This is a genomic window from Paraburkholderia sp. CNPSo 3274 (genome assembly GCF_024206475.1).
Lineage (GTDB): Bacteria > Pseudomonadota > Gammaproteobacteria > Burkholderiales > Burkholderiaceae > Paraburkholderia.
The window spans coordinates 1-15,894 of record NZ_JAMBPR010000022.1; the positions used below are offsets into that span (position 1 = coordinate 1).

The following is a 15,894-nucleotide window of genomic DNA, read 5'->3' on the forward strand; positions in this document are numbered from 1 at the left end:
CGCACCAATCGCGGCGCCGCGGTACGCAAACCGAAACCATTGCCTGGCACACGGAAGCAGCGCGAAGTGACGCTCGAGGACTTGAATGCGGCGGTAATGGGGACTCACCGCAATCCGGGAGGCTCGGTGCTAAAAACCCCCTCCAGATAGATATAAAGGACTGCAAAACAACCACACCCAGAACCAACCTCAACCCCGACATCTGTATTTAGCCGGGACCCCGACATCTGAAAATGGCTTTGACATTGCGTGTAGGTCCCAGATAGAAATGTCGGGTTTGGGGGTGCGGCGGAATTCTTGGACTATTAGGAGCTAGTCCTAGTTAATGCGCACGCTCGCGTGAGGCGTCGACCAGGGGCGAACCATGAACGGACGTGAGCTGATCACGGCAAGCATGCGCGAACTCGAGCGGGTCAAGGTCATCGAGGCGGTCATTGAGGGCCGCCTGCGGTGTTTTCAGGCGGCTGAGCGGCTGCACGGCAGATCAGCCGGCTGTGCCGGCGCTATGAGGCTTGCGGGCCGGCTGGACTGGTCTCGGCCAGGCGTGGGCGGCCGAGTAACCGGGAACTGTCCATTGATCTGCGGGCCCGGGCCATGGCGCTGGTGCGGGAACGTTACGCCGATTTCGGGCCGACGCTGGCGTGTGAGAAGCTCGCTGAATGCCATGGGTTTGCGCTGGCCAGGGAGACCGTACGTCGATGGATGCGCGATGCAGGTCTGTGGATTCCGCGCGCGCAGCGCCCGCCGAAGGTCTACCAGCCACGGGCCCGCCGCGCGTGCCTGGGCGAACTGGTCCAGATCGATGGCAGCGACTACCGCTGGTTCGAGGCGCGCGCGCCGGACTGCACGCTGCTGGTGTACGTGGACGATGCCACGAGCCGCCTGATGCACCTGCACTTCACGGCAACGGAATCGACGTTCAGATACTTCGAGGCCACGCGCGCGTACCTGGAGCGTCATGGGAAGCCGGTGTCGCTGTACAGCGACAAGGCCAGCGTGTTCCGCAGCGTCAGCGCCGGCAAGACCGGGCGCCAGCTCCAGACAGTCTCACGGCGCTGCGCGTACTGGGCCACTGTCGCCGGCTTGCCTGGCAAGGCGCGTCCAATGATCTATCCTCCGTCGGCTACACCAACGAGCCGGTCCGCGCGCACGAGCATGGGCATCACAAAAATCAGTTTGCGCTGTGCGAAACCCGGACCATGGACCTGCATGCGGAAATGCCCCCGGCGCCAGTGAGGCCGGACCTCGGCGCCGGTGCCGGTAACACCACCATGCTCGCCGTTGTGCTCCTCCAGGACTCCAGGGCCCACGATGTACCGGTCATAGAGCCGCCCGATTTCCGCGAGCCGCTTCTGCCGCCTGCGTTTGCCCAGTCCTGCAAATTCACGCGGCGCACTGCTGTACGCCCGATCCTGCCCGATCGGCACGTGATCAAGCGACAGGTACAGCAACATCTTGACCAGGTAGTCCAGCGCATGCCGCCAGAACGCGATCCGTTCTTCGGGTATCGACCAGTCCCGCAGGGATGCCTCCTGTATCCCACTGATGGTCGCCGATGCATCGTCCCAATGCATGTCGTGCGCCACCCACGAGCCACTGGGCAGACTGGTGGTCGGTGCCTGCCAGGCCGCCACGGTCAACCTGCGGCCAGCGGTTGCCTTGTCAGGAAGACCTGCATGTTCAAACACGGTGAGCGCAGTCAAACCGCCCGGACGATTACACTCGCACGACGGGGGAATGATGCACAATGCCTTCGCAGGCAGTCGCAGCAACCGGGGCGGCACATCATGACCGATGTCACTGACCTCCATCAGCCGGTGCAGCGCGGCAGTCGGTTCATAAAGCGCGCCCTGCCGCTGCCAGAACACCTCTTGCAGACAGTTCATGTTCGCGAGCATCATCACCAGCTGTCCGTCGTCGCTCGAGCGCAGATCGAGCTGGCTCTGCGCTTCGATGAAGCCGGGCAATGCCGCACACATTGACAGGGGCGCATACCTGGGATCACGCAAGCGGGCTGCAAACTGTGCCCCTTCCCGGCCGGAAGCGCGCCAGACCGCCTGCCAGGCGTCAAGCGCGCCCGTGGCGCGGTAACGCACTGGGGGCGGCAAGCTGATGAATTCCGGCGCCGACGCGCGCAGCAGACACTGCAACGCATGCCCGATCGCTTCCTCAACCGGGGTCCGTCCGGGGGGACCGGGTGCTGCCGCCGGACGCTGCCCCGCGGGAGCAGGCCGGGAAATGCGCGGGGAAAACCGGGACTTGAGGGCCCACTCACGGGCCGAAGCCGCGCCGGAGGCAGCGGGATCATCCTTGACCACGATGTCCATGGTACCCGGTAGCCACGAGACATACTGATCCCATGCACAATGAATCACCACATCCTGCACGACAAGGCGTACGGCCTCCTGGGGCAGCGGATCGATCATGCACCAGTCACGCATCTGCGGCCAGATCGCTTCGCATAAAGCACTCACGACGCCATTGACCTCGTCCATTTCCAATGGCCGGCTCGCAAGTTGCGCCTCAATCAGGACCGATACGCCCGGAAAAACGCCCTGGATACGCACGGGGCTACCGCACCTCGACCAGGAGCCCACCAGCGCGCTGAGCAGCATGGCGTGGGCCGTTCCATCGTGACGGCCGCGCAGTGCCATCTCCTGAACCCATCCGCTTTCGGGAGGTGATCCGAACGCAACGGACCTGCCTCTGTCGAGCCTGAGACGCTGCTTCATCCCTTTGACCTCACTGTCCATTCATCGACCTATATTTACGGATACGTATCATGTCCGTATCAGGCCGCCGCCTTCAGTGCCTGAAAATTGATCGCGAGGATCATGCGAATGAGTGCTCACGCGAAAACCAGCGAGCCGTTCGTCTGCCGGCAATGGGTTTGCCGCGTGATGGCAATATTCGCGCTTCCTTTCTGGTTAGTTCGTCGCGGATTCGGGAGATTCCGTGCCACTCGTCAGGCGTTGCGAACAGTCGCGCGACTTTCACTGTGCAGGTCGCGTCTTCTGTGTGTCGCCGTCGGCAACGAGATCGTTGCCGACGAGTTCGAGCTTCAGCGGGTCATCAGCCGACAGCTTTTTCTTCGCGAACACATGACGCCAGGTTGTGCGGCCCCTCGCGTCACGGAAGAACGCCACCACCGCAACGTACTGCGTGTCGGCCTTCATCGGTTGGGTGACATTCACCGCACCTCCCGGCGCCACGATGACGCTGGCCATGTCCTGGAGGTCCTGGGCCAGCACCGAACGGTCGTCATTCAGCAGATCGTCGTACGACGCGGCGTCAAACCCTTTGCGGTCCTTGAGCTGATAGATGCGCACGGCAACCGAGAACGGCTGGTTGCCCGAGGTACTGTTCAGCGATGACCGCGCGCTGAGGTCCACGTTGAGCGTCTTGACCGTCTTGTGAAACACCGCGTTGTACGCGCTCGCGGTGCCGTCCGACACGGATTGCCACGCGCCGCACGCCGACAGGATGAGGCACAGGCCCGCTGTGGCCACTACAGGAAATATCCGCACGGTTCCTCCGTGATTCATGGGTTCAGTGAGTCGCAGTGGAATGGCTATCCAACATGCCTGCAATAGAGACGAATGCCATTCACACGGTGGCCCCTTCCCCAGTGCCGGCCATCGAGCTTTTCGGAACTTCGGCGGTCAAAGACGCTGTACTGTCGTGCGATGTAGAGGCAACTGTCTGCTCGTGGCTATTCCGATATACGTTCCGATAACGCAGGTAACCACCGGTGATGTCCTGCGGCTCCATATTCGTTGGAAGACGGAATCCAGCGCGCGAGTCGTGCAAATAGCGGTTGAAAAGATTTTGCACTCCTTTGGGCACGTCGGAATTTTCGGTTGCAGCCGAGAAGAGTTCGCGGGTCTCGTCGCTTGTCGGACGATGTTCCCATGCGAACTTTGCTGCCGTGGCGGGTGAGAGAATACCAAGCATGGCTTCGGTACCTAGCGTCTTAAGCGGGGATTGCAAGCTGGTGCGAATTGCATTTACCTGCTCAACCAGATCATCCTGCGCCTCTTTCAGTTGGCCTCTGTCGGGTTCTTCTGCCGAAATATAGATGTCGCGATATTGCAGATCTACTTTCGTCGGCAAGGCTTTACGCCACTGCAGGTATTGACGCGTGTGCTGATGAATCATGTTCATCACGCCGTCCTTGCCTGATGAGCTCGAGGCGATGTGGCATTCGTTCCAGTACGCCTTATAATCTGAGAGCAACTTGACCGGAATCTCGAATGCGTCCTTCTGTGCAGGCCCGTTGACAGAGGTTACCTTGCGCTTGCTCTGGTTGCTTTTCAACACAGCTACCAGTTTGTCCTCCCATTGACGCAGAGCTGCGATACGGCGTTGCTTTTCCATAGCGATGTTCGCCATCATTCTTCCTAATTCGGCCCCTAGACCGACTGAGGGGGCGAGGGCTTGCCTCATCATGCCGCTCGAATTAGAGCCCGAGCTAGAACTAGAACTGATGGAGTTGACGAGTTGCTTAGCAGCATCATCGGTGAGCAACACATGTCCGTCTGTGGCATACGCATGTATCGAGTTAAATATGCGCGTGATGCCCCAATTAATGCGGTCTGCACCCATGTAGCCCGCACCCAAACCTAGCGTATTTCCACTCTGATTGTTGTCGCCGATTTCCTTCATCGGAGTACCCACGCCGGTGATGTACCATGGAAATAATCCGCTCTCAGCATCAGGAATCACGGCGTTAAAAAGCCGGGCGACATTACTGTGTTTGCTTCGATCCCTCTGATTTCCGGTGGCTTTCGGCTCGACCCAATCTTGATTATTTCCTGTCCCATCAAAAAAAATGGTGGTATAGACTTGGCCTTGGCAATGCCCGGCCTCCTGCTTGTGTATGCAATCCATTGCGGCAGATCTTTGCGCCAATTCGCGTGGTGAAAGCTTGCGATAGCCATCTTCTGGAAGCGGATCCGGAATCGTGAGCGTGCAAGACATTTTCATCGTCCTTGTTATTTCTTCTACATTCTGGCTTCGTCGCCTTTCAGCGGGTAGTCAGGGTTAGTTATATAAACGAGATCTGTGACGAAAACTTTTATCTCGCCATTCCGCAGAAAATGCACGGCAAAAACACCTGTGTCCTTAGGTCCGAAAGGCGGGACAGTGACAGTACGACTTTGGGGGTTTTTGTTGTATTCATCGGTCCATCTCACTGTGACAGTCATACCGGTGGCGTATTTCGCCGGGAGAGCGGCGCAACAGGCAAAGCCTCCCTGCTCATGCTTGCCAAGATAGGAGCCAGCTTCCCCGTTAACTGAAAAGCCACCGATATCGTGATCGGTATGGTTGTAGCCTACGACGTCGAGTCCCATGGTGTCATCGGCTACCGCATTGCGATGGATAAGCAACGCGCTCGACAGCGCGAGAACTACGAAAAATGCAATAATTTTGATCAAGCGATACATTTTGGCATCCTTCTTATTCGTCACAGATTGAGCGAGTTGTAGCGACCGAGATTGATTGTTACTGTTTGGTTTTCGGCAGGCGTCAGTAGTGCGGTCCAAGCCAGACGTGGCCGATGCACGCCGGATGGCGCAGCGCCTCCCGTCAGGGCAAGGGTGGGCGCAGCGGTTGCAGGAATTTCCATGCGCAATAGCGCGTCGGCCTTGTTGCCAAGATAGAGGCCCACCAGACGCATCAGATCCTCATGGAGCACCTCGCCCGGTAGTAGCGCATGCGCCTGTGTCGTATCGAGCGGCCGGATCGTCACGAGAATCGCCTGCGAGCGGTCGAGCACACGGGAACCCAGGACGTGGCCATCACCGAGTCCGCTCAGGGCTGGGCCGTTGCCCCGGCGGCCACGCGGCCTCGCGGTCAGCCCCTGCTGCTGCCCTGCTGGCGTCCACTGCGGGTAGAACTCGCGCACCGTGACACTTGCCCCATCAAGCAGGTGGCTCACGACGCCCTTCACGCCCTCTGCCGGGCGCGTACGCTGCATGAAGAGCCCAACCAGCGCCAGAAGCCGCGACGGTGCCAGGCCGGCTTTGCCGGCCGGGTCGCCAATACCCAATCCGGCGAGAGACAGGAGGTACTTCGAGATTTCATCGGTACCGCCCGGGCGGAAATTGACCGGATAGTGATACTTGAGCCAGGCGCGATAGAGCAGCGTGACGATGCGATGGTTGAAGATGTCGAGAAAGGCCGTCACCTTCTCGTGCCCTTCCTTGCGCAGCACGATGTCGTCGATCAGGTGCGGCGGCATCGCCGCATCCACGCCATAGAGGCCAAGGAAAGTGGTCTGCACCGACGGCGGTGCGTCCTCATCCTCCTCATCGAACGCCACGCCCGCGACTTCGGACCCCGGGAACCCGACCCGCGCGCGCGGCTGGAAGCGCACGGGCTCGTGCTCCGGTGTGTCCTGCGTACCGAAGCCGGGTTTATCGGGCGTCTGCAGTTCGAGCAGGCGCAGCAGCTGGAACACATTCATCTGCGGCGCCGAGGACAGCAGCGCGCGCACAAACGGCGCGAGCTTTGGCCGGCGGACCCGCATGGCATCCATCCCGCTCATAGCGGCGACCTGTCCGACTTGCTGGCCGGCCACTCGATACGCTCCTGGGTGGGGAGGCTGATGATCACGAGCTGCGTGAAGTGATTCACATCGGCATAGAGTTCAAAAAAGCGGTGCAGCATCTCGCCGAAGAGCATCATGTCACCCTCGCCGGCAAACGCGTGGCTGTCGAGCGTTACCTCGATCTGCGTGCCCCGCTCCACGGCGCCCTGCATGACCTTGCGCTGGCCCTTGCGGGTGACCTTCTGGATGCCGTCGAGGCGTCGACGGTTCATCTCGCCGTTGGTCCAGTCATACAGCGCGAGCGTGCCACGCAGGATTTCCGCGTCGAGCTGCGACAGGTAGTTTGGGGCGAGATGGGAAAGAATGCGCCATTGATAGCGGTCGCCCTTGGGCGGATGCAGTGGCAGCGTAGGCGAAACGAGATTGCGAACGCGTGCGACGTTCGAGATCCCCTTGCCCATCTCGTTGATGCCGGCGTCACGCAGGCCCTTGCGGGGCAGCATGCCGTTCGTGCCGGTGACGCGCAGCGACAGCGTTTCGCGCGGCAGCGCCTCGGCGTTTTCCCACGCCTGGCCGCCGAGCACCAGCCACGTTTCGTAGAGCCCCTTCACGCCCTGCTGGACGCGCGTATGGTAGTAGCGCTCAGGAGCCTCGTGCTGGAGCATGCCGCCGCGGTGCCTGAAGCTCGAGAACGGCACGTATTCGACGCGGTCGCCCGTTGCATGGTCGTGTGCGTCCACCGCATCAACCGAGTACGTTTCGACGTGCTCGCCATGGCGTAGTCGCGGCCGCACGACATAGGACGTCGCGTGATGATCGACGCGGATCGGCTCCGCATCCATGCGGAACAGGTTGATGATCGGCGTGCAGAACAACCGGATGTTCTTTTCCGAAAAACGCAGATCGGACGGATAGGTCTGGTTCAGCACCACCTCGACCTCGAATTCGGTCACACTCGGCGCGAGCGCGGCGAGATCGATGCCGTGGAGGTCAAGGAAAAGGAACTTCTCCGGGAAGCTGAAATATTCGAGGAGCAGCTGGTAGCCGCCAAAGGAATTATCGGCCTTGGGCCACAGGCGCTCGTCGGCACCGAATCCGGCCGTCGCGAAGTACGCGTCCGGCAGCGAACGCGGTTCGCCATCGCGCACGGACGGAAGGCGCAACAGGATGTCGTCGACATGACGGGTCAGCGCGAGATGCAGGGCCGTGGCCACCGGTCGGTCGGCGTTCAGGTACAGCCGCAGATGCGGAACACTGAGGGTGTTTTGCCGCGACTGGGCCTCGATCTGGAACGTCAGGCGAATGGTCGAGCGTCCGTCTTCACGCGATCCGGCACTGGCCGACTTCAGCTGCAGCGGTAGCAGATCCACCGGCCAGGTCGTCCGGTAAGTGCAGCGGGTGCCTTCCGGACCGATCGGGTCGGAGCGCACCTCGATATCTGCTGGAATCGTTTCGCGCTTCTGCAACGTGCCGAAGTCGGGAACGAGCTCGAGGATGGAGAGCGACGGGAGTGTGCGCAGATAGTGTGGCCAGAGCAGGCTCACCAATGCCTCGGTGATCTCCGGCAGTTCGTCATCGAGTTTCTGGCGCAGGCGCCCGACCAGAAACGCGAAACCTTCGAACAGCCGTTCGACGTAGGGGTCGCGCTCGCCCACGCGATCGAGATTGAGCATCCGTGCGCGGTCCGGATTGGCTTTCGCGAACTCCCGACCGGCTTCGGTCAGATAGCGCATCTCGGATTCGTAATAGCGCAGCGTGGAATCGTCGTCCATGCAATTTTTCCTGGGTATCTTTTTACAGAACGGCGACGGCCCGAGCGGGATCGAGAACGGTCATTTCATGGCCGAGCTTTTCGATCTGGCGGGTGATTGCCGGTTTGTCGGCATCCTTGCGATTCATGGATGCCTTGAGCGTCTTGAGCAGGTGGTGCTTGACCTCGAACGTCAGCGATGGCTCCCATCCGGCGAGCCTGAACTGCGGACCTCCGGCATCCAGCTCGGCCAGCAGGCGAAGACAGATGTCCGGCCGGCCGGCATGGTCCGCGACGCGCGCCATGACCCAGCGCTGCAGATAGCGCTGGCGGTCGGTGCGGATCCCGGGCAGCGCGTCAATCCACGCAAAGGCCGCCTCAATGCCCTGCGACTGTGCGAGCTCGCGTGCCTGTATCTCCATTTCCTGCCAGTTTGCGACAGCGCCATCTTCGCCGTCGGTCGATACCGGCAACGCGGCGAGCGCCTCGCCCTGGTCAAGATTGCGCACGACCGCATTACCTGCGATCCATTCGAGCGTCGCATCGTCAGCGAACGGCGTGCCGTCATTGAAGGCGAGCCGCTGGACGCCTGGCATGCGCTCGAGAAAAAGTGCAAAGTCGGTCTTCAGGATGTCCCGCCATTCCGTGTATGGCGATCCGGCGTGATCGAGCGCGACTTGCTGGTAGTACTGCAGGTCCAGCCACAGGTGGTTGTCGCCTTCCATATAGGCGCCTTCGACGCGCTCGAGCAGCTCCAGCCACTGCTTCTGCAGGACGAGCCGTTTGAACTGCTGCCGCAGTTCAGCCCGTGGCGGAGCAAGACGCGTGTGCCCTTTAGGATCGGCCGGCGGTACCTCATGAACGGTATCCCAGCGCATGCAGCGCACGAGACGCGCCGCTGGCAGATAGCCATGTTCCTCATCGCGCAGATATTTCGCCAGCACGCGGGTGTACTCGAGCGCGTCGCGCGTCGAGGCAATCGCCGTGACGCCAGCGGAGAGCGAGCCCGATCCGCCCGGCATTGCCGTTGAGCTTTCCGTCACCGGCCGCAGGACGTCTTCGCCGCCTTCGAAACGGGAAACCAGCGCCTGGAGGTTCGGGTGGGCCGTCTCAGGCCATTCTGCGGTTTTGCCGATCAGCAGGTTCAGCGCCGCCATGGCCCGCTCGAGCTCCGCGGGCGCGAACTCGCCGTGGCGGTCGAGCTGTTCCAGCACGCGTGCCGTCGCCACCCATTCGATCGCCGAGCGCTTCGCTTCGTCGCGGGCCGGCAGCAGGGCATGGCCGAAGCGGTCGACGAGTGCTGCGATGAGTTCGAGGCCATCGGAAAGACCTGCCGCACCCTCCTGGCGAACCCGTGCGAACACGTAATAGCCCGCGAGGCGCAGATCCTTGCCGACCTCGCAGATCATCTGCTGGCAGTTCTGGACGATCAGCTTGTCGTCGATTTCGGAAAGCTTGCCGATCTCTTCCTTGACCGCAATGAAGGCGTCGTCGTATCCGGGGTCGCGGCCCACGCCCTTCCCGTCCGCGGACGGCAGGGGTTTGAGCCACGCTTCCCATGCGCTGAACCGCTCGCGTGCGAGTTCGTCCGGGTTGCGCGCGCCGAAGAGCTGCTCGATGAAATTTGCGAACATGCTCATTCGGTGTCCGGAACAGCGCCATGGGGAAGTGAAATTGGCGCGTGACGGGCGGCCGCGACGGCCGACGCTGGCAGAGGCGGCGGCCCCGCGTTCTTCATCGCACCCGCGCCCGGCGCGGCTGCCGGCGCGAAGATTCTCGTGGGCATAGAGAAGCCGCGCAGGGCAAGCAGCTCCAGTGGGCCCCTGCCTGCATCGGTGCGCATCACATAGGTGAGCGGGTGCGTCACGTTCTTCGGCACCGCAGTCTCAGGCGCCTTTGTCGTCAGTGTTGTCGGATCGCTCGCCATCGTGGGCGCTGAGGCCGCGACCGGACTCGACGCAACTGCGGCGGCTGCGACAGTGGTTGGCACCGGTCCGGGTGTGGCGATCCACGTCAGCTTGTATCGCGTATCCGAGAGCGGCTCGACATTAGCCGACGCCAGCATGCGCACGAAAGCCCAGCGCCCCTGCTTTTCGAAGCCCTTGTTGAGTCCCGACTGCACGGTCTGCCACTCGAGGCGCGTACCGGTCACGAGCAGGTCATTGCCCGGCCACACGAACGGTTGCCAGCGATCGGCCGAGTTCAGGTATTTCATCGTCTGCCCGTCGACGGTAAGCTGCGTTTCCGTTACATCGGCAGCCGGTTGCGGCATCAGGTCGAAGCGATACTGCGCGGCACCCGAAGCCAGCATGTGTGACGCAATGCCCTGCAGCACATTGATCGCCTTCAGGAAGGCCGGATCGAACCGCAGTCCCGCACCTGCACTGCCGGGTACCCAGCGATCGCCGTGCAGCTCGAGCGCACCGGCGAGCTGCTGGTTGATGAACGCGGGAACGAGGCCGGTCTGGTCGCGCAGGAAACGCACGAGCTCCGGAAAGGATGCGTCGTCATCGCTTGATGCGAACGGATAGCGGCCCTGGAATGCGCGCGCCCACGGCTCGACAATGCTCTGCCGCCATGCGTCGTTCAGGCTCGCCTGAGCCGGTTGCATGACCGCCTGCATTGCCTGGTCGACAGGACGCAGGAAGAGCGCGTCACCAAGGCCGGACCACTGTTCGCCAAGGCTTGCTGCAACCAGGCTTGCATAGGTGCGGGTGTCGGACAGTTCGGAACTCTTGCCCTGGAATTGTGCCTGTGCGACCCGCTTCGCCTGGTCATCCATACTGCCGCTATTGGTCATGGCCTCGATCTTCAGGCGCAGCGTGGTCACTGCGTCGAGGTAACGCTGCAGGCTGACGTTCGAGTCAGCAGCCTTGCCTTGCGGCTGGGCGGCGCTCACGAGCCGGAGCACAGGCCCGAAGGACGCATCGAGCGGTGCCGCCGGAATGACGGCCTGCGCGGCGCCTTCCACTGCTCCAGCGTAGGCACGGCCCCCCATCAGGCTTTGGGCTTTTGCGACGAGCGTATCGGAGAGAGACGTGATGTTCTCACCTGCCCGGCCCTGATATTCGAATGCCTTCATCAGCGCGATCATCGGCGACTGGCGGGAATCGGCAAAGAGGCGGATCTGCTCAGCGATCGCGGGCAACGTGGGCGCACTCACCCACTGGATCGAATTGGCGAACGCCTGCCACTGTCTGCCGTATTCGTCGAAGTACATGTCGCGCAGTGCCTTGCGAAGCGCATCGACCGACTGCGCTGGCTGTGTACTTGCAGATGCGTTCAGCACCCAGTCGGACGTCACGTTCTGGCGTTGGGCTGCTTCGTCTATGGCTTGCGAGATCTGGCCATCCCATGCCTGCCGCGTGTAGACGCCCGGCACCGTGGCGCCCGTGCGGAACAGTCCGCGTGCATCGGTGCCGGCGAGCAGCGTGGCCAGTGTCTGGTCGCCGTACTTACCAGTCGCCGCGTCGAGGATCGAGTGATAGATCGTATCCGTCGAGTTGCTCGTGCCAATCAGCGCGAGCAGCACCTGTCGCGTGTTGTTCACGAGATCTGTGCGGGGCTGGATCGCCCATTCAGGGTGAGCCCCGAGATGCTGTGCAAAGAACGGGAAAAACTGGTGAGCCAGGTCCTGCCGTTCACCAACGGTCAGGCTGGCGTTCGTGATCCAGTTCCACGTGAGCTCAGGGACCATCACCTTCGCGTCGGCGCGCTTCGGTCCTGCCAGCATCAGGTAGGCGCGAAGGGTCTTGTGCCCGGCGAGCGCCTGCTTGCTCGTTGCCTCGTCCGAAACATCCGTACGCATCGCGGCGACATTTGCCAGGGACGATTCGAGTCCCTGCTGCGTCGGTGAGACGAGCAGACGTCGACTTGCTGAGGTGTAGGCCTGCCAAAGGCCCGTAAGAATCGCCTTGTCGCGGTTCAGGCCGAAGCGCGAATACCACGGCGCGCCTGCCGACGCACGATATTCGAAGCGTTCGATATCGTGCTGGACATCAAGCAGTGCATGGAGCCCCGAGCGACCATCGGACGCCGAAGCCTGCTGTCGAGCCAGCTGGTTTGCATAGACGAGTTCGCGCGTATTGGAACCGCCAGAAACGAACATGCCAGCAATCCAGAGGATGGCAAAGGCAGTTACGAATGTCGCGCCAATCTTGCTCGGATGCCAGCCTACGCGGCGACCACACACTCTGCCGCATGCCTTGCCGATCTCATTCCAGATGGAATGCAAAGCGACGGCCTCCCGAGTTGTCGTCATCGGAGCTTCGGAAGCAGGCAAGAACCATATACCGCGCACCTCGAGCGGCACTCGAACCGAGGTCGACAAGGCTGCCGCGAAGTCAGATATCGACCTGTATTGCTTCTCCAGTCGTTTTGAAAGAGCAGCGAGGTAACGATGTTGTCTATCCCGGGCAAGGCTACTGGTTCCCACGCGGGCGAGACGATCTGCGAGTGTACGCAGCGCGTTCGATGTCACCGCCCCGTCGTGCTTCCGCGGGAGGGAACATCCAATCGGATTGTTTACCTCTGCATCTAGCGCATTGATCCCGGAATCAGCAACGATATAGACCGGCGGCGCCAGATACAGTGCGTGAGCAATTCGGTAGAACAGCGATCCAAGCGCGGATGCTTGTCGCTTCAACGCGGCCTCGTCGCTTTTACCATCGACGACAAGTGCAACGGCGTCGACCGGTGGGCACCGCCTGAGTTTGTAGAGTTTGCGTAGCCACGTTTCCTCAGGTAGTCCATTGCTTCCGCGTGGCGCCCACAACAGAACCATATCTTCTGTCGCAAACCAATGCCCTTTGGTTACGGAAGGCAATTGCTTCGCAATCAGTTCGTCGTCGCCCGTTACAAGTACCCAGGGCAAGTGATAACGCCAACGCCAGCCATAAATAGCCCGCAATTCATGAGCGATCTTTGATTGCCAGTCATCGTCTCCCGCCGAAGTCATCCGGGCGGCGGCATCGCGCGTGTAGCGATCAGCACTACGGGTCGGCGCCAGCCTCGAAAGCCACTTCCACGCCAATGCGAGTAAACCACGCCCGAGAAGCAGGATGGCACCTGCAAGCAGTATCGCGAGTACCCGCACCGCCGGCGACGGATGTATCGACGCCCCTTTGAACCAGGCAGTGACAGCCAGGCCCGCCGTCGCTAATCCGACAACGAGCCAATAGGCAGATATCTTTCGAGCGGCCATTCTTATTGCCTTGTCTCTTCGAGCTTGGGGGTTGGCTGAATAACAGCGAATTGCAGGGTCCCCTGTCGGCTCATCACCAGCTGGGGAGCATCAGTCTGGGACGCATGTTCGGCTGCAACGGCAATCGCGAGCCACGACGCGGCGACACCCGCATCGCCGATCGCTGCATCGATATCGTGAATACCAGAAAACTTCTCCGATTCGGAAACCGCCATGGACAGATCCGATGACGCCTGCAACAACGCTGACCGATCGGCGGCCGCAATCCCGGCCTGCCAGACGTCTGCGATCTCCGAAGCCTCGGTACCGCCCCACATCAATGCCGTGGAGAGGCCCTTATTGAAGTCGTCGGCGACCTCTACCGGACGATGCAACATGCCAAGAGACGACAAGCCACTGCGTTCGACAAGTGGCGCCCAGCCGAGCAGAATCGCGACAGCCGCCTCCGCACTGTTTTCAACCGGCGTCTCTCGCAACTGCGCAGCGACAACAAGAGCGATCCGTTCCAGCGACGGTCCACCCAGAACGTCGAGCCATGTATCGAGGTCCATTACGCCTCTATCCATGCTGAACAGCTCGCATCGAGCGCTTTCGTAGCCAGCGGATTGCCAGCATTGGTGCCAGACGTCTTCCATTTCGTTGCGGTTTAATTCCACGGGGAACTGGAGATACACACCGAAAGGTGCTTGATCGGGAAGGGATTCCAATGCCACTTTGAGCTGCTTCAGGAGTTCAGCAAAGCATGATCGATATCGATCACACGGAATCCCCCCGATCTCCACCAATGCTGTATGGCGAACGGCACTTCGGCCGTTCGAGGGTTTGCGCGCCTCAAGCGCACCTCGACGACTAACGATGGCGCTCGCGCTTCCAACGGCGCAGAGATAGCGATGGTCAATGATCGACAGGGGTTCGCGAGCAAAGCGCAGAGCCTCATCGTGATCTGCGTTTCGTGTGTCTCGCTCCGCCTCAGTACGGTCCGTTTCCTGCTCCCAATAAAGGAGCCGAAACCCATAGGCGATTCCACCTGCCACTGAAGGGAGGAGGAGCACGCGAACCCAGAACCAGGTGGTATTGGTCGGCGCGCCCTTGGGCCACGTAACGAGCGCCAACGCAACGCCACCAGCGACAATCAAAGCCACCAGGATGCCCCACAAAAGGGGATTCGGTAGTGATGGCTTCGAGTCATCGTCAATCGGAGGAGGTAACTCAACCGGCATCGGGAAGTATCAACTCAGGCTTGAAATCAGTCGGCAGCCGCACATCGCCCGGTACCCGTGACGGGCGAGCGGTATGCCATCGTCGTCTGTCATCGATTCATCCCCGTCGATGATCCGGTTGGGACGGATATCGGGATGCTTCGGGCAGGTCACTTCGTCGCCCTTACGGGCGACTCTCAGCCCGTCGTAGTCCATTGTCGAAGACGCGCTGATTACTTTTCCACCGTGGTCGGTGGAATCACAAAGTCGTATGAAGTCCATATTCGATTGTCCGTTGTTATTGCAACTCAAAAATGCCGCTTCCCATTGGCCGCATGGCATTGAGGCTGACTTCGATTCTGCGATTCGGTTCGATTACGTCCGTCCAAGCGCGTATGGTGACGTGTCCGGACAATCTCAATCCTTCCCGGTTCCCAGCAGAAATTAGGACATCCGTTATTCGAAATTTGCATTGAATTCCGCTCTTTGCACATTATTGGTCGCTTACGCGAACCCTTATCTGACAAGGAGTATCGGAGGCGAAGTAGACCGTATACCCCTGCCTATTAAGGATTCCACGGTACGTATCTTGAGAGGCGCAGCCTCGGATTTCATACCGGCGTTGATCTTCCAAGTTGGTCCCAAGTGACGATTTAATGACAAATAAATCTCCATACTCACCGTTGCCAATTCGTTCCACCAGAACATGGTCTCCACTGTCGGGAGCATCGAGCCAGATCGTGCTGGTTCTGCCTCTGGCGTCTGACACTCCCGCGGCTGCACGGTCGCTAAGTGCGGTGTCATCAGGTGCCACCCGAACAATCCTCCGATCGTGAAAGACGATGTAGTACGGCGTGTTCGCAAGTCACCGGATCAGAAAGCACAAACGACGATGCGACGCCTGATGCAATGACGCTCGAAGCGGAAGCTGTCTGCAACGTCGAGGAAGCTTGTTCAGCTTCGCGCTGGAACACGCAAGCCATCAAGAATGTGCAGGAGACCAGTATCGCGAGTACCGATTTTGTCAAGGCATCAACTCCGTTGTTTTACCCAGGATATGTTTTCGCACCTCACGCCGCGATCCGCATCGGTCCGAACTCCCGCAGGATCGATGCACCGCCTGAGCGAAGCGGGAAAGCTCCGGAGGTGGCGGGCACAATAATTACTCGGCTGCCATTCATTGCTTAAG

Annotated in this window: 11 protein-coding genes and 1 pseudogene; 2 read left to right on the forward strand and 10 right to left on the reverse strand. The window is 60.7% G+C overall.

Features of this window, described 5'->3' with window-relative positions; genetic code table 11:
- Positions 1–364: 364 nt before the first annotated feature.
- Positions 365–1,053: pseudogene (locus tag M3I54_RS16805) on the forward strand (ISNCY family transposase); the annotation flags it as partial.
- 56 nt (positions 1,054–1,109) lie between these two features.
- On the opposite strand, the gene M3I54_RS16810 reads toward M3I54_RS16805, so the two are convergent.
- The 10 genes from M3I54_RS16810 to M3I54_RS16855 all read right to left on the reverse strand — a co-directional run bounded on the left by M3I54_RS16810 (position 1,110) and on the right by M3I54_RS16855 (position 14,987).
- A complete protein-coding gene (locus tag M3I54_RS16810) occupies positions 1,110–2,732 on the reverse strand; it encodes a hypothetical protein (protein WP_254337763.1) in 1,623 nt (540 codons plus the stop codon).
- A 261-nt stretch (positions 2,733–2,993) separates the two neighbouring features.
- Positions 2,994–3,527 (reverse strand): type VI secretion system lipoprotein TssJ, encoded by a 534-nt coding sequence (gene tssJ / locus M3I54_RS16815; RefSeq protein ID WP_375542155.1) that lies wholly within the window; start codon positions 3,525–3,527, stop codon positions 2,994–2,996.
- A gap of 79 nt (positions 3,528–3,606) precedes the next feature.
- Positions 3,607–4,980 carry a DUF2235 domain-containing protein gene (locus M3I54_RS16820; protein ID WP_254337767.1) on the reverse strand — a complete coding sequence of 458 codons (1,374 nt, stop codon included), beginning with the start codon at positions 4,978–4,980 and terminating at the stop codon, positions 3,607–3,609.
- Positions 4,981–5,003: 23 nt separating this feature from the next.
- The gene (locus tag M3I54_RS16825) at positions 5,004–5,447 is read right to left on the reverse strand and encodes a DUF3304 domain-containing protein (protein WP_254337769.1); all 444 of its coding nucleotides are present in this window, start codon (positions 5,445–5,447) and stop codon (positions 5,004–5,006) included.
- 20 nt (positions 5,448–5,467) lie between these two features.
- Positions 5,468–6,583: a type VI secretion system baseplate subunit TssG gene (gene tssG, locus M3I54_RS16830; RefSeq protein ID WP_254337771.1), complete on the reverse strand. Its 1,116-nt coding sequence runs from the start codon at positions 6,581–6,583 to the stop codon at positions 5,468–5,470.
- A complete protein-coding gene (tssF, locus tag M3I54_RS16835) occupies positions 6,547–8,325 on the reverse strand; it encodes a type VI secretion system baseplate subunit TssF (RefSeq protein WP_254337773.1) in 1,779 nt (592 codons plus the stop codon). The genes tssG and tssF overlap by 37 nt, the downstream gene beginning before the upstream one ends.
- 22 nt (positions 8,326–8,347) lie before the next feature.
- Positions 8,348–9,937, reverse strand: coding sequence for a type VI secretion system protein TssA (gene tssA / locus M3I54_RS16840; RefSeq protein WP_254337970.1), 1,590 nt, complete (start codon positions 9,935–9,937; stop codon positions 8,348–8,350).
- Positions 9,938–9,939: 2 nt separating this feature from the next.
- Complete coding sequence (locus M3I54_RS16845; protein ID WP_254337775.1) at positions 9,940–13,506, reverse strand: ImcF-related family protein; 3,567 nt, start codon at positions 13,504–13,506, stop codon at positions 9,940–9,942.
- A 2-nt stretch (positions 13,507–13,508) separates the two neighbouring features.
- Positions 13,509–14,663 carry a hypothetical protein gene (locus M3I54_RS16850; RefSeq protein ID WP_254337777.1) on the reverse strand — a complete coding sequence of 385 codons (1,155 nt, stop codon included), beginning with the start codon at positions 14,661–14,663 and terminating at the stop codon, positions 13,509–13,511.
- A gap of 72 nt (positions 14,664–14,735) precedes the next feature.
- On the reverse strand, positions 14,736–14,987 hold the full coding sequence (locus M3I54_RS16855; protein WP_254337779.1) for a PAAR domain-containing protein: 252 nt from the start codon (positions 14,985–14,987) through the stop codon (positions 14,736–14,738).
- Positions 14,988–15,614: 627 nt separating this feature from the next.
- Between M3I54_RS16855 and M3I54_RS16860 the strand changes: the two genes are divergently transcribed.
- Entirely contained in the window at positions 15,615–15,893 is a 279-nt protein-coding gene (locus M3I54_RS16860) for a hypothetical protein (RefSeq protein WP_254337781.1), read from the forward strand.
- Position 15,894 lies beyond the last annotated feature (1 nt).